Raw genomic sequence first — 17,682 nt, forward strand, 5'->3', positions numbered from 1 at the left:
GCCTCAGGACGCTGCGCGCATCGCTGCCAGCCCGTCGGCCAGGTCGGCGATCAGGTCGGCGGGATCCTCCAGCCCGATGTGCACCCGCACCAGCGGACCGCCCTGCCAGGGGGTGGCGGTGCGCAGACTGCCGATGCGTCCGGGAACGATCAGGCTCTCGAAGCCTCCCCAGGAGTAGCCGATCCGGAAGAAGCGGCGCCGTTCGCACAGCGCCGCCAGCGCGCGCTCGAGTCCCGCATCGTCGGCCGGCAGCGCGTCGCGCCGCAGCTCGAACGAGAAGAGGCCGCAGGCGCCCTCGAAGTCCCGCTTCCAGAGCGCATGGTCCGGGTGGCTCTCCAGCGCCGGGTGAAGCACCCGGGCCACTTCCGGCCGGCCCTCGAGCCAGCGCGCCACCTGCAGCCCGGAGGCCTCGTGCCGGCGCATCCGGACGTCCACGGTGCGCAGCCCGCGCAGGATCATGAAGGCATCGTCGCCGCCGACGCAGATGCCCAGCTGGCGCACCGCGCTCCACAGCGGCAGCCAGAGCGGCTCGCGGACCACGACCGCGCCCATCAGCGTGTCCGCGTGTCCGCTCCAGTACTTGGTGAGCGGCAGGATGGAGACGTCGACGCCCCAGTCGAAAGGCCGGGCGAACACCGGCGACGCCCAGGCGTTGTCGATCATGCTGACCGCGCCCCGGCGGCGCGCCACCGCGCAGATCGCCGGCACGTCCTGCAGCTCGAAGGTGTAGCTGCCCGGGCTCTCCAGGTACACCACGCGCGTGTTCGAGCGCATCAGCGCCTCGATGCCGGCGCCGATCCGCGGATCGTAGAAGGTGGTCTCGATGCCCAGCCCGGCGAGCATTCCCTGCGCGAACACGCGCGCCGGACCGTAGACCGAATCGGGCATCAGCACGTGATCGCCGGTGCGCGCGTACGCGAACAGCGCGGCGCTGATCGCCGAAAGCCCGGAGGGCATCAGCGCCGCGCGGCAGTCGTGGCCCCGGCCCTCGACCTCGGCCAGCGCGTCCATCAGCGCGAAGGTGGTGGGCGTGCCGGCGGTGCCGTAGGTGCTCGCATGGCGCGTGCCGGCCCCGGTGGCCCGCCCGGTGGCGTCGGCCTGGGCGAGCGAGTCGAACAGCACGGTCGAGGCGCGGTAGACCGGCAGGCTGGCGGTGACGATGCGTTCGTCGAAGCGCCGCGCCACTTCGGTGACGAGCGACGAGAGAGCCGGCGTTGCGGCCCTGGCGGGCGCGCTGCCGCCGCTGGGGGCCGGACGGCCCGTGGGGTCTTCGGTTTTCATCGGACGATTATAGGAGCCCCGTTCAGCCGATCAGGACGGCCGGATCGACGCAGGGCAGGCCGAGCGCCTGCGCGACCGCCGGGTGCGTGACCTGCCCGCAGGCCACGTTCAGCCCGGCGCGCAGGTGCGGATCCTCCGCCATCGCGGCGCGCCAGCCCTTGCCCGCCAGCGCCAGCACGAAGGGCAGCGTGGCATTGTTCAGCGCGAAGGTGGAGGTGCGCGGCACCCCGCCGGGCATGTTGGCGACGCAGTAGTGCACCACGCCCTGCTCGACGAAGGTGGGCTGCGCGTGGGTGGTCGGCCGCGAGGTCTCGGAGAAGCCGCCCTGGTCGATCGCCACGTCGACGATCACCGAGCCCTTCTTCATCCTGCCGACGAGCTCGCGCGTCAGCAGCTTCGGCGCGGCGCCGCCGGCGACCAGCACCGCGCCGATCAGCAGGTCGGAGGCCATCGCCTCACGCTCGATCGCATCGCGGTTCGCGTGGCGGGTGATCACGCGCGCGCCGAAGCGGGCGTCCAGCCGGCGCAGCGCATCGACCGAACTGTCGAGCACGACGACCGCCGCACCGGAGCCCACCGCCATCAGCGCCGCGTTGGCGCCCACGCTGCCGGCCCCGAAGATGGCGACCCGCGCCGGCGGCACTCCGGGCACCCCGCCCAGCAGGATGCCCATGCCGCCGCGCTCGCGCTCCAGGCAGCCCGCGCCGACGTGCACCGCCATCCGCCCTGCCACCTCGGACATCGGCGCCAGCAGCGGCAAGCCGCCGCCGGCCTGCGTCACGGTCTCGTAGGCGATGCACACCGCGCCGCTGGCCATCAGGTCGCGGCACTGTTCCGGGTCCGGCGCCAGGTGCAGGTAGGTGAACAGCATCTGCCCGTCGCGCAGCCACGCGCGCTCGGCGGGCTGCGGCTCCTTCACCTTGACGAGCAGCTCGGCGCGCGCGAACACCTCCTCCGCGCCATCGGTCACCTGCGCGCCGGCCCGGCGGTAATCGTCGTCGAGCGCGCCGATGCCGCCCCCCGCGTCGCGCTCGACGAGCACCTCGTGCCCCTGCGCCACCGCCTCCCGTACCGAGGCCGGCGTCATGCCCACCCGGTACTCGTGGACCTTGATCTCCTTCGGCACTCCGATCAGCATCGCCCCTCCGCTGGATGGTCTGTCCCCGCGAGTCTATGTGAATGCTGGAGCGGAAACGGCTGCTGCGGGTCGTACGCATCCGCCCGAAGCGCGCAACCGCGTTGCGCTTAAGCGATACGAGCGTCCCCCGAAGTCGCACCGCGGCGTCGTAAGATCGGCGCCCCGACAGATCCCACCGGGCGGCGCCTCGCGACCGCCCCGAATCCTTCAATGAGCCAGACGCATGGAGGCGGCCTGCTCGCCGCCCTGAACGGTGCGGCGCCGCCCGCGCCCCGATGGTTCGCCGAAGCCCTCGGCGCGCCGCACGAGACGAACCTGCACACCGTTGCGGGCGCCCGCATCGAGAGCCTCGCCTGGGGCGAGCGCGGCCGGCCCGGCCTGCTGCTGATGCACGGCAACGGCGCGCATGCGCGCTGGTGGAGCTTCATCGCGCCCTTCTTCGCCAGCACCCACCGGGTGGTCGCCTTTTCCTGGTCCGGCATGGGCGGCTCCGACTGGCGACCGTCCTATTCGCTGGACCTGTACGTCGAGGAGGCCTTCGCGGTGGCGCAGGCCGAGGGGCTGTTCGACGCGCCGACGCCGCCGGTGTTCCTTGGGCACTCCTTCGGCGGCTTCCCCACGATGGCCTGCGCGGCGCGCGGCGGCGAGCGCCTGCGCGCGGCGGTGATCCTCGACAGCCCGCTGCGCACGCCCGAGCAGCGCAAGGTGCGCGAGGCCGCCCGGCAGCGCGCCGAACCCAAGCCGCCGCGCCCCTACGCGACCCTCGAAGACGCGCTGATGCGCTTCCGCTTCATGCCGGTGCAGCCATGCGAGCACCTGTACATCGCAGACCACATCGCGCGCACCTCGATCAAGCGCGTGGAAGCCACGCCGGAGCGCGACGAGCACTGGACCTGGCGCTTCGACCCCCACCTTTGGCGCGACTACCGGATGGGCAACCCTAGCGCCGACCTGGCCGGCGCGAAGTGCCCGGTGGCGATCGTCTGGGGCGACCGCTCCAGCCTGGTGACGCCGGCAGTGCGCGAGTACATGGCCAGCCTGGCGCCGGCCGGTGCGCCGCTGGTGGAGATCCCCTACGCCGACCACCACGTGATGATCGACCAGCCGCTGGCCTTCGTGGCGGCGCTGCGCGGCCTGCTGGCCGGCTGGCCCTGAGCGCCGGAGCTCAGCCGGTCGCGCCTTCAACCGGATTGACCACCTCCACCGACCGGAAGCGCAGGAAGTCGGTGTCTGCGGTGTAGATGCGGCGCAAGCCGTGCTCGCGCATGAGGACCACCGTGCGCAGGTCGAAGAACAGGTTTCCGGATGCCCGCCGTTCCTCGGCGAGCACCTGGCCGAGCGTCGCCCAGTGCCTCGGCCCCGCGACCAGCATGGAGAAGCGGGGACTCTCGAGGAAGGGGCGAAGAAAAGAGAGGGCCTGCGCGGACGTGAGCGGTTTTCCGAACACCCTCGGGTGGGTGCTCACCCGCAGGAACTCGTAGACGATTCCCTCTGTCAGGCACCATCCGGCCCCTGACCGACCCGCTTCGGCCAGGAAGGCGAAGGCCTTGTCGTGTTCCGGCGCATCGCCATTGACGGCATAGAGCAGCAGATTGGTGTCGATGACGCCGGACATCAGCCGTCCATGGCCGCTTCGAGCGCATCGCGATTGGCCAGGTCCACCCGGGGCAGGCCCATGCGGAAACTGGGCAGCACGAAGGCCGGCGGCTCGTCGGACGCCAGGCGCCGCTGAAGCCCTTCCGCGAGCAGTTCGTTCACCACCTCGGACAAGGGCCGCCCCTGTCGATGCGCCAGCTCACGCACCGCATCGATGCAGCCGTCCTCCAGCACCAGCGTCGTTCTCTTCATGCGGAAAGGATGATGGGCGCGCACCTGTATGTCAAGAATCGGCATACAGGCGCAAGCTGCCCGGCTCAAGCGGCCGGCGGCGGATACGCCATCGCTGCCGAGGCGTCCAGCGCGCCCGCGCCGCGCGCGATCGCCGCGTCGAGCAGCGCAGCGACCGCCGGCATCACGGCCAGGTCCACACCGTGCGACGCCGCCTCCTCGATCATCAGCCGGACGTCCTTGCGGGACATCGACACCTCGAAGGAGGCCGGCGTCCACGGCCCCGACGCCACCTTGGCCGCCCGCGCCTTCAGCATGCTCCCCGGATTGAAGCCGTCGAACAGCTCGATCGCCTCGGCGGGCGGGATGCCCACCGCATGGGCCAGGCGCATCATGTCGCCGAGCACCCCGTTCATGCCGACCAGCACCAGGTTGCCGAACAGCTTGAACGCCGCCGCGCGCTCCGGAGCCTCGCCCAGCCACCACACCTTGCCGCTCATCCCCAGCAGGGCAGGCGTGATCGTGTCGCAGTTCTCCTTGTCGCCGGAAAGCAGCATCAGGCCGCTGCCCTCGTGCGCATGCGCCGGCGCCATGAAGACGGGCGCGTGCAGGAAGACGCGGCCGCGGGCCGCCCAGCGCGCGCAGCGCTCGGCAGTGGGCGTGACCGCGGTCGTCGTGTGATCCACGATCCAGGCCTGGCCCGGCAGCACGTCCAGCAGCGGCTCGAGCACCGCGTCCACCGAGGCATCGTCGGACAGCGAGAGGTGGATGCGGTCCGCGCCCCGCACCGCGTCGGCCGCCTCCGCGAAGGCTTTTGCGCCATGCGCCTGCAGCGCGGCCGCCTTGTCGTGGCTCCGGTTCCAGACGCGGACCTGGTGTCCGTTGGCCAGCATGCGTCGCACGAAGCCGGTGCCCATCAGGCCGGTGCCGAGGAAGGCGATGTTCATCGTAGATCTCCTTTCTGCTGTTGGCGGCCCGGGCGGCCAGCCGCACGCCATCTTGCACCAGGACCGCGCCGGCGCTCACTCCCGGTTCGATTCACCGGTGGGCGCGCCGACGGATTCCGCCTGGTCTGTTCAAATACGTTCCATGAACGAATCCAGGGGGACACACCCCCGCCAGAGGACGAGATGACCGACAAGAACACCCGCACCGGCAAGCCGGTGCTCGACTATCCCTGCGGCGAAGCGCCCGCCCCCGGCCAGGCGCGCGAGGTCGCTCCCGGCGTCCTCTGGCTGCGCATGCCGCTGCCCTTCTCGCTGTCCCACATCAATCTCTGGGCGGTGCGCGACGGCACGGGCTGGGCTGTGTTCGACACCGGGATCAGCTCCGACAAGACCTCCGAGGCCTGGCGCGACCTGGTCGGCGCCGGCGGCCCGCTTGCCGACGGCGTCACCCGGGTGTTCGTTACCCATATGCATCCGGATCACGTCGGCATGTCCGGCTGGCTCACCCGCCGCTTCGACGCCCGCCTGTGGATGACCCGGCTGGAGTACCTGAACTGCCGCGTGCTGGTGGGCGACACCGGCCGCGAGGCGCCGCCCGATGGAGTGCGCTTCTATCGCGAGGCCGGCTGGGGCGAGGACTCGATCGAGCACTACCGGACGCGCTTCGGAAACTTCGGCAAGACCACCTACGCGCTGCCCGAGAGCTACCGGCGCATCCGCGACGGCGAGCGGATCCGCATCGGCGACCACGACTGGCAGGTGGTGGTGGGCACCGGCCACTCGCCCGAGCACGCCTGCTTCTGGTCCCCGGACCTGAAGCTGCTGATCTCCGGCGATCAGGTGCTGCCCAAGATTTCCTCGAACGTGTCGGTGTTCCCCACCGAACCGGACGCGAATCCGCTGCACGGCTGGCTCACGTCGCTGGAGCGCATCGCCCGCACCGTCCCGGACGACGTGCTGGTGCTGCCCGCCCACAACGAGCCCTTCCGCGGCATGCATGCGCGGCTCGCCCACCTGGTTCGCGGGCACGAGACCTCGCTCACCCGGCTGCGGCGCACGCTGCGCGAGCCGAAGCGCGTGATCGACGTGTTCGGCGCGCTGTTCGCGCGACCGATCGACGACCGCCACCTGCTCAGCCTGGCCACCGGCGAGAGCCTCGCGCACCTGAACTACCTGGTGCACCGGGGCGAGGCCACGACCCGCGTCGACAACGACGGTGTGCGCTGGTACGAGGGCGTGCCCGGCGCGGTGCCGGAGGATCCTCAGGAAGAGACGCCGGTCTGAGTCAGCGGGTTTCGCCGGGGGCGTCGAGCACCGCCAGGGCAAGCGCCCGCCCGCTGGCCCAGGCGCCCTCGACCTTGCCCCCCGCGAGCCAGTCGCCGCACAAGCCCAGGCCGGCTTCCCGGTTCCAGACGCAGCCGGCCGCCAGCGGCGCGGCGGTGTCCGCGAAGCGCCACCGGTGCGCGGTCCAGGCCGCGGGCGTCGCGCCGCCAAGACGCTTGAAGGCGTCGACCAGAATCGGCGCGACGCGCTCGGGCGACTCGTCCACGTGCTCCTCGCTCCATTGCGCCTCGGCGTGCAGCAGCCAGGTCTCGGGGCCGGCACGGCCCGGCTTGCCCGCGTCGCGTGCCACCCAGCGCAAGGGCCCCTCGTTGACGAAGGCCGCATCGAAGTCCAGCTCGAGCCGCGCCGGGTAGCGCAGCATCAGCGCCCAGCAGGCGCGCATCCGGGCAGTGCGCGACAGGGTTTCCAGGGCAGCGGCCGCCCGCACGATGGCATCCGGCGCGACCGCACCCCCGGAGACCGAGGGCGAGGTCCGGCCCGAGTCCGCCGCACCCGCCAGCAGCGCAGCCGCCTGGGGTGCCGGCACTGCCAGCAGCACCGCGTCGAAGCGTTCGTCGATCCAGCCGCGTTCGGCGCAGCGCAGCCGCCAGGAGCCGGCCTCGCGGGCCAGCGCATCGACGGTGCAGGAGATCTCCACCGGCAGCCCTTCGGCCAGCCGGCGCGCCGGCGCGGTCATGCCGGGCACGCCCACGAAACGCTCGAGCGACTCGTCGGGCACCCGCACCGCAGCGCCCGGCCCGAAGGCCCGCAGGCGCGGCTGCCAGCGCTGCGCAACGCCCGCGTCCAGCCAGCGTCCGACCTCGGCGCGGAAGGCCGGATCGCGCGCGGTGAAGTACTGCGCGCCGTTGTCGCACTGCCAGCCCTCTCCGCGCCGCGTGCTCATGCGGCCGGCGACGCCGCGGCTCTTCTCGAACAGCCGTGGCGTCGCGCCGGCCTCCAGCAGCGCCCGCGCGCAGGCGAGCCCGGAGAGCCCGGCGCCGACGATCGCCACCCGGCGGGCAGCCGCAGTCGACTTGCTGAGCGGCAGCCTGGCGGGATTCAGGCGGCGGGGCTGGAGGGGTTCTGACATTGTCTGTCCTGGGCAAGATGCAGGTTCGCATCTTGAAGAGCAAGCCGATGCCGCGCAACGAAGCCGGGGATCGGGCTTACCCATTCGTCTCGCTCGATCGCTTGCTTCGGGATGCAGCCCGCACGGACGGACCGCGCGGCAACCGGTCATGTCGGCATGAACGCGCACAATGCCGGAATCTGCGCCGCCGCCTGCGCTCCAACCGGCGCGGCGTCCGCCCCTCACCTCGCGAGCCCCCGATGATCGAGTCCATCCTGCTGACCGCAGCGCGCATCTTCACCTTCGACGGGCAGCGCATGCTGACCGGTGCCAGCGGGTTCTATTTCGAGCGCGACGAACGCCTGTTCCTGGTGACCAGCCGGCACGTGATGATCGACGAGCCGAGCCGCCACTTCCCGGACCGGATCGAGATCGAGATGCACACCGACGCCGGGGACATGGCGAAATCCACCGGGTTCTCGATTCCGCTGTACCGTGACCGCGAGAGCCTGTGGCGCCAGGGCACCGACTCGGCCGGCGGGATCGACGTCGCGGTGATCGAACTCGAGCGCGCGGCACTGCCCGCGACGGCAGTGTTCCACGCGTTCACGCCGGCCCACCTGCAGGCGTCACCCGATCAGGTGGAGGTTGGCAGCGCGCTGCTGGTGGTCGGATTCCCCCTCGGATTCCACGACTCGCTGCACCACATGCCGGTGGTGCGCCAGGCGGTGCTCGCATCCTCGTTCGGGCTGCGCTTCGAGGGACAGGGTTACTTCCTCACCGATGCCCGCACGCACCGGGGCACCAGCGGCGCGCCGGTGGTGATGCGGGCGCCCGAACACCCCGCGCTCGGCGGGCTGCCCTGGAAGCTGCTGGGCGTGCACTCGGCGCGGCTCGACGTGGGCACCCGCGACCTGAAGCTGGACGAGGCGCTGGGCCTGAACTGCGCCTGGTACGCCGACATCCTGATGACGCTGACCGCGCCCTGACGCGCGCCGGGCCTGATCACGCCACGTCTGGACGGCCCCTACTCCGGCCGGTAGCGATCCGCCTCGATCGTTCCGCCGCCGTCGCAGGGAATGATCGCGCCGCTCAGGTAGCCGGCGAACGGCGAGGCGAGAAACATCGCCAGGTTGCCGATGTCGTCCAGTTCCCCGAAGCGCCCGAGCGGGATGCGGGCCTCGGCGCGCTTCTTCGACTCGGGGCTGTTGGCGACCAGGCGGCGCACGCCTTCGGTGTCGCCGATCGGCCCCGGCGAAATCGCATTGACCCGGATGCCTTCAGCGCCCCATTCCTGCGCGAGCACGCGCGTGAGCTGGTCGACGCCGGCCTTGGCCGCGCAGGCATGCACCTGCCTGCGCACCGGCCGCTGCCCCTGCGGCGCGGTGATGTTGATCACCGAGGCGCCGGGCTTCGCGAGATGCGGCCAGGCCATGCGCATGACGTGGAAAGTGCCCTTGAGGTCGATGTCGACCACCACCCCGAAGCCGTTCGGCGAAAGATCCTTCGCATCGGCCAGAAAGTTGCCCGCCGCGCCCGAAACCAGCACGTCGATCGCGCCAAAGCGCGCCACCGAGGCCTCGATCGCGGCCTGCACCGCCTGCGGGTCGCGCACGTCCGCCACCAGGCCCAGCACTTCGCCGCCATGGCGCGACAGCTGCGCCACCGCGGCGTCCACGTTCTCCTGCTTGCGGCTGACCACCGCGACACGGCCGCGCCGCTGCGCGAAGCAGTCGGCGATGCCGAGGTTGATGCCGGTGGTGCCGCCGAAAACCATCACGTGACGCCCGCTGAAGTCGAGATCCATGCGCATGTCGTTCTCCCTGTTGATGGCCCGAGGGGCCCTGCCTGGTGATCCGGGCACGCAGGCCGGCATGCCTGCGTGCTCACGTCCTGCGATTCTGCCCCCGCAGAATGCGGCACGGTCCGGGCGGCGCCGAGCGCTGCCGTGCAGGCCGCGTCAGGACCTGCGATGCGGCGTCGGCGCCACGCCCTGCTCGCGGGCGGCGCGCTCCTGGTGCGCCATGGCGCGCTGGAAACCGTCCCGGCGCTGCAGCCGCTCCCAGTAGGCGCGCACCGCCGGAGTGAAGCCGTCGTCGAGAGACAGACGCTCGGCCAGCAGCATCGCGTAGCCCACCACGATGTCCGCGGCAGTGAAGCGGCCGGCGCACAGGAACTCCTCGCGTGCGAGCAGCGGCTCGAGCTTCTTCAGCCGCCCATGGAAGACGATCCGGTAGTCCTCGACCGCCTGCGGCAGCCGGCGCTCCGGCGGTTCCAGGTGCGTGTAGCGCAGCACGATGGTCTGCGGCACCGTCAGGGTGGCCTCGCCGAAGTGCAGGAAGTTCAGCCACGCCCCATAGGCCGGTTCGTCCTTGGCCACCGCCAGCGGGCTCGGCCCGTGCCGCTCCACCAGGTACTGGCAGATGGCGGCCGACTCGCTCATCCGCGTGTCGCCGTCGATCATGAAGGGAATGGTGCCCAGCGGGTTGATGCCCAGGTATTCCTTCGCCAGCGCGCGCGGCGGGAACGGCAGCATCTTGAGATCGCAGGGCAGCCCCATCTCTTCCAGCGTCCACAGGGGGCGGAAGGAACGGGCGCTGCTGCAGTGATAGAGGGTGATCATCGGGGCTCTGCGGGGTTCGGACGGGTGCGCAGCACGATAAGCCATCGCGGCCCGTCCGCCATGGTGCCGCCGCCGCTTCCGGAACGGTCACCACCGCTTGAAGGCGGTATTCTCGGCCCATGAGCTATGACGCGCCGTTCGCAGGACTCAAGGTCGTCGACCTGAGCCAGGGCATCGCCGGCCCGTACTGCGCGATGCTGCTCGCGCAGCACGGCGCGCAGGTGATCAAGGTCGAGAACGCGGGAGAGGGCGACTGGAGTCGCGTGCTGGGTGCGCGCTACGGCGACCACACCGCGTTCTCGATCATCGGCAACCTGGGCAAGCGCAGCGTGGCGATCGACCTGAAGACCGAGGACGGCAAGAACGTGCTGTGGCGCCTGCTGCGCGGCGCGGACGTGTTCCTCGAAGGCTTCCGCCCGGGGGTGATCGGGCGGCTGGGCTTCGGCTACGATGCGGTGTCGGCCCGGGAGCCGCGCCTGCTTTACGTCTCGATCTCGGGTTTCGGACAGACCGGGCCGCTGGCCGAGCGGCCCGCGATGGACCCGGTGCTGCAGGCCTTCACGGGGCTCACTGCGGAGAACAAGGGCGAGGACGGCATCCCGCACCGCGTGCCGGTGATTCCGGTCGACATGGCCACCGCGCTGTACGCGTACCAGGCGCTTTCGTCGGCGCTCTACGCGCGGCGCGACGAGACGCGTGGCCGCCATATCGATGTCAGCCTGCTGCAGGGGGCCGCGGGACTGCAGGCGATCCGGATGATGGCCTCCACCCTGGAGGGCGGGACGGTGCGTCCGGGGGGCGTGCCCTACGGCGTCTACCGCACGGCCGACGGCTGGATGACGATCACCGCGATCCACGACCGCGAGTGGCGGGACCTGTGCGCGGCGCTCGAGCACCCCGACCTGGCCGGGGACGATCGCTTCTCGAGCCCGAAGTCGCGCTACGACAACGAGGCCGCGCTCAACGAACTGCTGCGTCCGCTGCTCGCGACGCGCGATTGCGCGGAATGGTCGCGCCGTTTCACCAGCGCCAGGATCCTGCACGAGCGCGTGAACGGCTACGCGGATTTCCTGCGGGAACCGCAGGTGAGCGCAACCAGCGCGGTCGCCTGGCTGGACCAGCCCGGCGTGCCGCAGGCGGTACCGGTGCCGCAGGTGCCCGGGACCCTGCCCGCCGCGAACGGGACGGCGCGCTCGACCGCGCCGGCCTGCGGCCAGCACACCCGGGAAGTGCTGCGCGAGCACGGCTACGACGATGCCGAGATCACTGCGCTGGTGGCGCGCGGCGTCGTGGGCGGCGGCTAGCGGCGGCCTCCCGAAGCGACGGGATCCGGCAGCGGCGCCTTCAGAGCGCCCGCGCGATGATCTCCTTCATCACCTCGGAGGCGCCGCCGAAGATGCGGTTCGGGCGCGCGTCGGTGTAGGCGCGCGCGATGCGGTACTCGCGGACCATGCCGTAGCCGCCGTGCATCTGCACGAGGTCGTCCAGCAGCTTCGTCGCCTCGGTGGCCCACAGCTTGGCCACGGCCGCGTCCTCGGCGCGCAGCCGGCCCTTCAGGTGCAGCGCGGTGCAGCGATCGACCAGCGCGCGCGTCGCGTCGACATGCGCCCTGATCTCCGCTAGCCGGAAGCGCAGCGCCTGGTTGTCGAACAGCGGCTTGCCGAAGGCCTGTCGCTCCTTCGTGTATTCGATGGTCCAGCCGAGCGCGGCCTCGATGAGCGCTGCGCAGCGGATCGCGATCATGATGCGCTCGTGCGCGAGCTCCGAGGTCAGGTAGTGGAAGCCCCGGCTCTCCTCGCCCAGCCGGTCGCCGACCGGCACGCGGATGTCGTCGAAGAAGAGCTCGGCGGTGTCCTGGCCGCGCAGCCCGATCTTGTCGAGCAGCTTGCCGCGCGAGAAGCCCCGCGCCCGGGTGTCGACCCGCAGCAGGCTGATGCCGCGCGCCCCGGCCGACGGGTCGGTCTTCGCCGCCACCAGCACGAAGTCCGCGTTCCAGCCGTTGGTGATGAAGGTCTTCTGGCCGCTGAGCAGGTAGTGGTCGCCGTCGCGCCGCGCGACGGTGCGGATCGCCTTCAGGTCGCTGCCTGCCGAGGGCTCGGTCATCGCGATCGACCAGATCGCCTCGCCGCTGGCCATCGGCGGCAGCCACGCGCGGCGCTGCTCCTCGGTGCCCAGGTTCAGGATGTAGCGGCCGACGATGTCCGAGTGCGTGGTGAATCCCATCACGGCGGTGACCACCGAGCGCGCGATCTCCTCGAGGATGACTGCGGTGTGAAGGAAGTCGCCTCCGCCGCCTCCGTATTCCGCGGGCGCAGAGGGCAGCAGGAAGCCTGCCGCGCCGGCCTTGCGCCAGACCTCCCGGGGCGCCACGCCGGCCGCCTCCCAGGCGTCGTGGAAGGGCTCGATCTCGGCTGCGACGAAGCGGCGAAAGCTGTCGCGGTAGAGCTCGTGCTCGTGTGCAAAGAGGCTATCGCCCTGCATATCGGTCCTTGAGGAGGCGCTTGAGGAGCTTGCCGGTCTCGGTGCGCGGAAGGCTGTCGGCGAAGTCGATGCTGCGGGGACATTTCACCGGCGAGATCCGCGCCCTGCACCAGGCGATCAGCTCGCCGGCCAGCGCATCGCTCGCATCCGCGGCGTCCAGCGGCACCACCACCGCCTTCACCTGCTCGCCGTACTCCTCGTCGGGCACGCCGATCACCGCGACGTCGGCAACCTTCGGGTGCGTGGCCAGCACGTTCTCGGTTTCCTGCGGATAGATGTTCACGCCGCCGGAGATGATCATGTGCGAGCGCCGGTCGGTCAGGTAGAGATAGCCCTCGGCATCGAGATAGCCGACGTCGCCGATGGTCGCCCAGCCCCGGTGATCGTACGCCTCGCGGGTGCGCTCCGGGTCGTTGTGGTATTCGAAGGGCGGCACGCCGGAGAAGTACACGGTGCCGATCTCGCCAGAGGGAAGTTCCCGCCCGTCGTCGCCCACGACGTGGATCTCGCCCAGCTCCGGCCGCCCGACCGAGCCCGGATGCGCGAGCCACTCCTGCGAGTCGAGCGAGGTCCGGCCGACGGCCTCCGTGCCGCTGTAGTACTCGACAAGGATCGGGCCCCACCAGTCGATCATCGCCCGCTTCACCTCGACCGGGCAGGGAGCGGCAGCGTGGATCGCGACCTTCATCGAGCTTAGGTCGGAGCGGCTGCGGACCTGCTCCGGCAGGCGCAGCATGCGGATGAACATCGTCGGCACCCACTGCGCATGGGTGACCCGATGCTGTTCGATCGCCTCGAGCGCGCGCTCCGGATCGAAGCGCGCGAGCAGCACGCAGGTGCCGCCGGCACGCAGCACGTTCATGTTCCAGCGCACCGGCGCGGCATGGTACATCGGCGCGGTCGACAGGTAGACCGAGTGTTCGTCGAAACGCTTCCACCACAGGTCGCTGCGCTGCAGGTCGTGTGCCGCGAGCTGAGCGAGGGGACGGCGGATGCCCTTGGGCCGCCCGGTGGTGCCGGACGAATAGAGGAAATCGGTGCCCTCCGGGGCATCGGGAAGCGGGCCATCCGCGCGGACGCGCGACAGCGCCGAGTCGTAGTCCTCGAAGCCCGCGGCTGCGCCGTCGAGCATGACGCGCAGCCGAAGCTCCGGCAGATCGAGCGCGGTGGCGACCCCGGCCATTGCCGCCGAGGTGAACAGTGCCCTGGCCCCGGAATCGCGCAGGATGTAGCCGACTTCGTCCGGCTTCAGGTGGGCGCTGATCGTCGTGTAGTACAGGCCGATGCGGCGCGCCGCCCAGAGGATCTCGAGGTAGCGCCGATGGTTCTCCATGAACACCGCCACCACGTCGCCGACGCGCAGCCCGCTGGCCAGCAGCAGCTGCGCGCAGCGCCGCGAGCCGGCTTCGAGCTCGCGCCAGGTGATGCGCTCGCCGGTCTCGTGCATCACGCAGGCCGTTGCGTCCGGCCGGCGGGCCGCGTGTCTGCTCAGGATCGGCATCGGCTCAATCCACCTTGATGCCCGCCTGCCGCACCACCGTGCCCCATTTCTCGGTCTCGCGCTGGATGAAGCCGCCGAACTCAGTCGCGCTCATCGGCAGGCTGGCCCCGCCCATCTCCGCCAGGCGCTGCCTGACGTGGGGCATCGCCAGCACCTTGGCGATGTTCTGGTGCAGGTAGGCCACCGCTTCGGGAGGGCTCTTGGCCTGCGTGAGCAGGCCCACCCAGACCGTGACCTCGAAGCCGGGATAGCCGGACTCCGCAACCGTGGGCACGTCCGGCAGCTCCGGCACACGCTGCCCCGCCGTGACCGCCAGCGCGCGCAGCTTGCCGGCCTTGATCTGCGGCAGCGCGGTGATCAGGTTGTCGACCATCACCTGCACCTGGCCGCCGAGCAGGTCGCCCATCGCGGGGGCGGCGCCCTTGTACGGCACGTGCACCAGGTCGATGCCGGCCCGCCACTTGAGCATCTCCGCGGCCAGGTGGCTGGAGGTACCGTTGCCCGACGAGGCGACCGAGAGCTTGCCGGGACTCGCCTTCGCCAGCGCCACGAGTTCCTGCACGGTGCGCGCCGGCACACCAGGGTGCACCAGCAGCACGTTGGACATCGACACCACGTGCGCCACCGGCGCGAAGTCGGCCGGGCCGTAGGGAAGCTTCGAGTACAGGCTGTAGTTGGCGGCGTTGGGGCCGACGCTGCCCATCACCATCGTGTGCCCGTCGGGTTCCGCGCGCAGCAGCGCCTGCATGCCGATGATCTGTCCGCCCCCTGCACGGTTCTCGACGACGACAGGCTGGCCGATCAGCGGCGCGAGTTCATGCGCCACCAGCCGGCTAGACTGGTCGAGGATGCCGCCGGGCGTCGCGGGCACGATGATCGTGACCGGGCGGGAGGGGAACTGGGCGAACGCGCCTGCGCTCGTCATCAGACAGAACGCCGCCAGCAGGCGGCGTCCGATTCGGACCATGCGGGTTGCGCGCATCGATGTCTCCTCGTCTTCGGTGCTCGCCCCCAGCCTCTTCGGGCGGGTGACGGGGTCTTGGCAAGCCACCGGGATGGTGGCACATTGCGACTCATTCGTTCGCCTGCCGAACAAACTGTCCGACTGATGAACATGGTAGAAAGTGCGTCGAAGACTGTCAATGCCGCGTCCGAGCCCGGGAAACAGGCCGGCGGCGAAGGATTCCTGCGCTCCTTCTCCCGGGGACTCTCTGTGATCTCGACGCTGGGCAAGCTGCGCGGCCGGCGCACCATTTCCACTGTGGCGGAGGCGACGGGCCTGCCGCGCGCGGTGGTGCGCCGGATCCTGTCGACGCTGTGCGAGCTGCAGTACGCGCACACCGACGGCCGGGAGTACCAGCTGACGCCGAAGGTGCTCACCCTCGGGCTGTCCTACCTCGCCTCGCTGCCCTATCTCGCCTACGCGCAACAGGCGCTGAGCGAGCTGTCCGCGGAGATCGGCGAATCCTGCGCAATGGCGGTGATGGACGGCAACGAGGCGGTCTTCATCCTGCGGATCCCCTCCCGCAAGGTGCTCTCGCCCAACCTGGTGGTCGGCAGCCGTCTGCCCGCATACGCAACCTCGCCGGGCCGGATGCTGCTGTCGCAGCTGGACGAGGCCGCGCTCGAACGCTACCTGGAGGCGACCACGCTCAAGCCCTACACCGAGCGCACGCCGACCAGCCCCGGGCAGCTGCGCGAGGCGCTGGCGCGGGTGCGCGAGAAAGGCTATGCGTGGGTGGACAGAGAGCTCGACCCGGCGGTGGCGGGACTGTCGGTGCCGCTGCGCGACCGCCAGCGGCAGGTGGTGGCGGCCCTGAGCGTCAACGTGATCGCCGAGGGCTGGACCGAGGAGCGCGCAGTGGACGCCTATCTGACCCCGATGCGGCGCGCAGCCGAGTGCATCCGCATGGAGTGAGCGACGGCGCGGGCCTCAGCCCGCTCCGATCACGTCCGACAGCATCACCGTCTTGCGCGTCTTCATGTCGATCAGCAGCGCGGTGACGTCGGCGCGCGCGATCGGCGTGCCGCCCGGCATCCGGTAGAGGTGGTGCTGAAGGCGGATGCTGCGGCCCTGCGCAGGGCCCACGCGCGAATGCAGCACGAGGGCGTCGCCGACGCGGGCCGGCGCGAAGTGGGTGAACTTGGCCTCGACGGCGATGCGGCCGAGACCCTTCTCCCGCACCGTGACCACACCGACGCCGGCCTGCTCCCAGGCATGGCCGGCGGCGTCGCCGAGCATCGCGACGAGGTGCTGCTCGGTCATCTCGCCGGCCGCGGTGCAGCGGTCCATCGTCACCCAGCAGCGCGTCGTGGTCTGCCATCCGTCGCCCGCCATCGCCTCGATCGGCAGTGCGTCTTCGGCAGCATCGACGCTGCGCGGCAGCGCCGAGGCCACTGCCGACTCCGGCAACTCGGGGCAGTCGAAGAACCCCACGCCGCCGTCCAGCGCGGTGGCCACCAGCGCGCCGGTGCCGCCGTGGCTCATCCAGTGCACCAGCGAGCCGGCGTGCGGCCCGTCGACGATGCGCGCCGAGTGCACCGTGAAGATGTCGCCCGCTACCAGCTCGGCGTGGAAGCGCAGGTGCCGCGTCTGCGGCAGCGGCCCTGCGGGGTCGCCCCCGCAGGACAGCGCGAGGAAACGCGCCGCCTGGTCGAACTCGCGGCAGTAGAACTGCACGTTCAGGTGGTGGTTGTAGTCGCACTGCCAGGCGTTGACGGTGCCGCGCTGGGTTTCGACGAGGCCGGGGGGCGGGGAGGCTGACATCGGTGGGCTCGGTAAGGGAAGTTCTGGGGCGCCGCTCACCAGTACGCCGGCACGTTACGCGCGAAGCTGCCGTGCAGCTCCAGGCAGCGGCCGAACCAGGCATGCAGCGGGTCGTCGTCGGCCAGCAGGCGGTACGGGCTCATGATGCGCGCCCACTGCAGGGCGCCGAAAGGCAGGTAATCGGAGTACGTCGGCTGTGCGCCGCCGAGGAAGGGCTGTGACTTCAGCGTCATCCGCATCGGCTCGAGGCCGGCGCGGAAGGCCGGCAGCATCGCGTCGCGCTCGGCCTGCACCTCCGCCAGCGGGCGGCCCAGGCGCTGCTCGCGGGACTGGCGGAAGTAGTCGCGATCGACAGGGTCGATCCGCTCGTACAAGTCGGCGGCGATCATCCGGAAGATCGGCGCATGCAGCTGCGTGGCCGTCCAGTTCTGCATGAACACCGCATAGGCGCGGCCTGCCGGGCCGCCGAACAGTGAAGGGCGCTCGGGAAAGCGCGCCTCGAGGTGCTCGGCAATCGCCCAGCTGTCGCCGACCAGGGTGCCGTCGTGGTCGAGCACCGGCACCATGCGCTGCCCGCCGCCGATCGCGGCGATGCCGGCGAAACTGGTGCGGCGGGATTCCCATTCCAGGCCCTTGTGCGCCAGCGCCATTGCGCTGCGCCAGCAGAAGGGGCTGAAGCAGCGCCCCTGGTCACCGACGAGTTCGTGGAGGATCAGGCTCATGGC

General features: G+C 71.0%; 18 protein-coding genes. 5 read left to right on the plus strand and 13 right to left on the minus strand.

Features of this window, described 5'->3' with window-relative positions:
• Nucleotides 1-3: 3 nt before the first annotated feature.
• Nucleotides 4-1,281, minus strand: a complete 1,278-nt coding sequence (gene metC, locus HNQ70_RS12925) for a cystathionine beta-lyase (protein ID WP_183968237.1) — start codon at nt 1,279-1,281, stop codon at nt 4-6.
• A gap of 22 nt (nt 1,282-1,303) precedes the next feature.
• Nucleotides 1,304-2,419: an alanine dehydrogenase gene (ald, locus tag HNQ70_RS12930; RefSeq protein ID WP_183968239.1), complete on the minus strand. Its 1,116-nt coding sequence runs from the start codon at nt 2,417-2,419 to the stop codon at nt 1,304-1,306.
• A 210-nt stretch (nt 2,420-2,629) separates the two neighbouring features.
• Between ald and HNQ70_RS12935 the strand changes: the two genes are divergently transcribed.
• Entirely contained in the window at nt 2,630-3,574 is a 945-nt protein-coding gene (locus tag HNQ70_RS12935) for an alpha/beta fold hydrolase (protein WP_183968240.1), read from the plus strand.
• Nucleotides 3,575-3,584: 10 nt separating this feature from the next.
• Here the strand turns inward: HNQ70_RS12935 and HNQ70_RS12940 are convergent, their stop codons facing one another.
• The 3 genes from HNQ70_RS12940 to HNQ70_RS12950 all read right to left on the minus strand — a co-directional run bounded on the left by HNQ70_RS12940 (nt 3,585) and on the right by HNQ70_RS12950 (nt 5,193).
• Nucleotides 3,585-4,034: a TA system VapC family ribonuclease toxin gene (locus HNQ70_RS12940; protein WP_183968248.1), complete on the minus strand. Its 450-nt coding sequence runs from the start codon at nt 4,032-4,034 to the stop codon at nt 3,585-3,587.
• Complete coding sequence (locus HNQ70_RS12945) at nt 4,034-4,267, minus strand: hypothetical protein (RefSeq protein ID WP_183968250.1); 234 nt, start codon at nt 4,265-4,267, stop codon at nt 4,034-4,036. The genes HNQ70_RS12940 and HNQ70_RS12945 overlap by 1 nt, the downstream gene beginning before the upstream one ends.
• A 65-nt stretch (nt 4,268-4,332) precedes the next feature.
• Nucleotides 4,333-5,193, minus strand: a complete 861-nt coding sequence (locus HNQ70_RS12950; protein ID WP_183968252.1) for an NAD(P)-dependent oxidoreductase — start codon at nt 5,191-5,193, stop codon at nt 4,333-4,335.
• Between the two features lie 183 nt (nt 5,194-5,376).
• On the opposite strand from HNQ70_RS12950, the gene HNQ70_RS12955 reads away from it, so the two are divergent.
• Complete coding sequence (locus tag HNQ70_RS12955; protein ID WP_183968254.1) at nt 5,377-6,477, plus strand: MBL fold metallo-hydrolase; 1,101 nt, start codon at nt 5,377-5,379, stop codon at nt 6,475-6,477.
• A gap of 1 nt (nt 6,478) precedes the next feature.
• On the opposite strand, the gene HNQ70_RS12960 is transcribed toward HNQ70_RS12955, so the two are convergent.
• Entirely contained in the window at nt 6,479-7,606 is a 1,128-nt protein-coding gene (locus HNQ70_RS12960) for an NAD(P)/FAD-dependent oxidoreductase (protein ID WP_183968262.1), read from the minus strand.
• A gap of 239 nt (nt 7,607-7,845) precedes the next feature.
• Between HNQ70_RS12960 and HNQ70_RS12965 the strand changes: the two genes are divergently transcribed.
• Complete coding sequence (locus HNQ70_RS12965) at nt 7,846-8,574, plus strand: S1 family peptidase (RefSeq protein WP_183968264.1); 729 nt, start codon at nt 7,846-7,848, stop codon at nt 8,572-8,574.
• Nucleotides 8,575-8,612: 38 nt separating this feature from the next.
• Here the strand turns inward: HNQ70_RS12965 and HNQ70_RS12970 are convergent, their stop codons facing one another.
• Together HNQ70_RS12970 and HNQ70_RS12975 are read right to left on the minus strand one after the other, a co-directional pair.
• Entirely contained in the window at nt 8,613-9,398 is a 786-nt protein-coding gene (locus HNQ70_RS12970) for an SDR family oxidoreductase (protein ID WP_183968267.1), read from the minus strand.
• 147 nt (nt 9,399-9,545) lie between these two features.
• Nucleotides 9,546-10,208: a glutathione S-transferase family protein gene (locus tag HNQ70_RS12975; RefSeq protein WP_183968269.1), complete on the minus strand. Its 663-nt coding sequence runs from the start codon at nt 10,206-10,208 to the stop codon at nt 9,546-9,548.
• Nucleotides 10,209-10,327: 119 nt separating this feature from the next.
• Between HNQ70_RS12975 and HNQ70_RS12980 the strand changes: the two genes are divergently transcribed.
• Nucleotides 10,328-11,512, plus strand: a complete 1,185-nt coding sequence (locus HNQ70_RS12980) for a CaiB/BaiF CoA transferase family protein (protein WP_183968271.1) — start codon at nt 10,328-10,330, stop codon at nt 11,510-11,512.
• A 40-nt stretch (nt 11,513-11,552) separates the two neighbouring features.
• Here the strand turns inward: HNQ70_RS12980 and HNQ70_RS12985 are convergent, their stop codons facing one another.
• From HNQ70_RS12985 to HNQ70_RS12995, 3 genes are read right to left on the minus strand one after another with little or no spacing between them, the layout of a single operon-like run.
• Nucleotides 11,553-12,689, minus strand: a complete 1,137-nt coding sequence (locus HNQ70_RS12985) for an acyl-CoA dehydrogenase family protein (RefSeq protein WP_183968273.1) — start codon at nt 12,687-12,689, stop codon at nt 11,553-11,555.
• The gene (locus HNQ70_RS12990) at nt 12,676-14,190 is read right to left on the minus strand and encodes an acyl-CoA synthetase (RefSeq protein ID WP_183968274.1); all 1,515 of its coding nucleotides are present in this window, start codon (nt 14,188-14,190) and stop codon (nt 12,676-12,678) included. The genes HNQ70_RS12985 and HNQ70_RS12990 overlap by 14 nt, the downstream gene beginning before the upstream one ends.
• A gap of 4 nt (nt 14,191-14,194) precedes the next feature.
• Nucleotides 14,195-15,172 (minus strand): Bug family tripartite tricarboxylate transporter substrate binding protein, encoded by a 978-nt coding sequence (locus HNQ70_RS12995; protein WP_246434956.1) that lies wholly within the window; start codon nt 15,170-15,172, stop codon nt 14,195-14,197.
• A gap of 126 nt (nt 15,173-15,298) precedes the next feature.
• On the opposite strand from HNQ70_RS12995, the gene HNQ70_RS13000 reads away from it, so the two are divergent.
• Nucleotides 15,299-16,108: an IclR family transcriptional regulator domain-containing protein gene (locus tag HNQ70_RS13000; RefSeq protein WP_221302806.1), complete on the plus strand. Its 810-nt coding sequence runs from the start codon at nt 15,299-15,301 to the stop codon at nt 16,106-16,108.
• Nucleotides 16,109-16,123: 15 nt separating this feature from the next.
• Here HNQ70_RS13000 and HNQ70_RS13005 read toward each other — a convergent pair whose 3' ends face one another.
• Both HNQ70_RS13005 and HNQ70_RS13010 read right to left on the minus strand, forming a co-directional pair.
• Nucleotides 16,124-16,957 (minus strand): thioesterase family protein, encoded by an 834-nt coding sequence (locus HNQ70_RS13005; RefSeq protein WP_183968276.1) that lies wholly within the window; start codon nt 16,955-16,957, stop codon nt 16,124-16,126.
• 35 nt (nt 16,958-16,992) lie between these two features.
• Complete coding sequence (locus tag HNQ70_RS13010; RefSeq protein ID WP_183968278.1) at nt 16,993-17,679, minus strand: glutathione S-transferase family protein; 687 nt, start codon at nt 17,677-17,679, stop codon at nt 16,993-16,995.
• Nucleotides 17,680-17,682 lie beyond the last annotated feature (3 nt).

Origin of the sequence: Quisquiliibacterium transsilvanicum (assembly GCF_014202215.1) — a bacterium.
Lineage (GTDB): Bacteria > Pseudomonadota > Gammaproteobacteria > Burkholderiales > Burkholderiaceae_E > Quisquiliibacterium > Quisquiliibacterium transsilvanicum.

What these genes read in the sequence shown, in the direction of transcription:
- metC (WP_183968237.1), bottom strand. Translation starts at nt 1,281, where the DNA reads ATGAAAACCGAAGACCCCACGGGCCGTCCGGCCCCCAGCGGCGGCAGC.
- ald (WP_183968239.1), bottom strand. Translation starts at nt 2,419, where the DNA reads ATGCTGATCGGAGTGCCGAAGGAGATCAAGGTCCACGAGTACCGGGTG.
- HNQ70_RS12935 (WP_183968240.1), top strand. Translation starts at nt 2,630, where the DNA reads ATGAGCCAGACGCATGGAGGCGGCCTGCTCGCCGCCCTGAACGGTGCG.
- HNQ70_RS12940 (WP_183968248.1), bottom strand. Translation starts at nt 4,034, where the DNA reads ATGTCCGGCGTCATCGACACCAATCTGCTGCTCTATGCCGTCAATGGC.
- HNQ70_RS12945 (WP_183968250.1), bottom strand. Translation starts at nt 4,267, where the DNA reads ATGAAGAGAACGACGCTGGTGCTGGAGGACGGCTGCATCGATGCGGTG.
- HNQ70_RS12950 (WP_183968252.1), bottom strand. Translation starts at nt 5,193, where the DNA reads ATGAACATCGCCTTCCTCGGCACCGGCCTGATGGGCACCGGCTTCGTG.
- HNQ70_RS12955 (WP_183968254.1), top strand. Translation starts at nt 5,377, where the DNA reads ATGACCGACAAGAACACCCGCACCGGCAAGCCGGTGCTCGACTATCCC.
- HNQ70_RS12960 (WP_183968262.1), bottom strand. Translation starts at nt 7,606, where the DNA reads ATGTCAGAACCCCTCCAGCCCCGCCGCCTGAATCCCGCCAGGCTGCCG.
- HNQ70_RS12965 (WP_183968264.1), top strand. Translation starts at nt 7,846, where the DNA reads ATGATCGAGTCCATCCTGCTGACCGCAGCGCGCATCTTCACCTTCGAC.
- HNQ70_RS12970 (WP_183968267.1), bottom strand. Translation starts at nt 9,398, where the DNA reads ATGCGCATGGATCTCGACTTCAGCGGGCGTCACGTGATGGTTTTCGGC.
- HNQ70_RS12975 (WP_183968269.1), bottom strand. Translation starts at nt 10,208, where the DNA reads ATGATCACCCTCTATCACTGCAGCAGCGCCCGTTCCTTCCGCCCCCTG.
- HNQ70_RS12980 (WP_183968271.1), top strand. Translation starts at nt 10,328, where the DNA reads ATGAGCTATGACGCGCCGTTCGCAGGACTCAAGGTCGTCGACCTGAGC.
- HNQ70_RS12985 (WP_183968273.1), bottom strand. Translation starts at nt 12,689, where the DNA reads ATGCAGGGCGATAGCCTCTTTGCACACGAGCACGAGCTCTACCGCGAC.
- HNQ70_RS12990 (WP_183968274.1), bottom strand. Translation starts at nt 14,190, where the DNA reads ATGCCGATCCTGAGCAGACACGCGGCCCGCCGGCCGGACGCAACGGCC.
- HNQ70_RS12995 (WP_246434956.1), bottom strand. Translation starts at nt 15,172, where the DNA reads ATGCGCGCAACCCGCATGGTCCGAATCGGACGCCGCCTGCTGGCGGCG.
- HNQ70_RS13000 (WP_221302806.1), top strand. Translation starts at nt 15,299, where the DNA reads ATGAACATGGTAGAAAGTGCGTCGAAGACTGTCAATGCCGCGTCCGAG.
- HNQ70_RS13005 (WP_183968276.1), bottom strand. Translation starts at nt 16,957, where the DNA reads ATGTCAGCCTCCCCGCCCCCCGGCCTCGTCGAAACCCAGCGCGGCACC.
- HNQ70_RS13010 (WP_183968278.1), bottom strand. Translation starts at nt 17,679, where the DNA reads ATGAGCCTGATCCTCCACGAACTCGTCGGTGACCAGGGGCGCTGCTTC.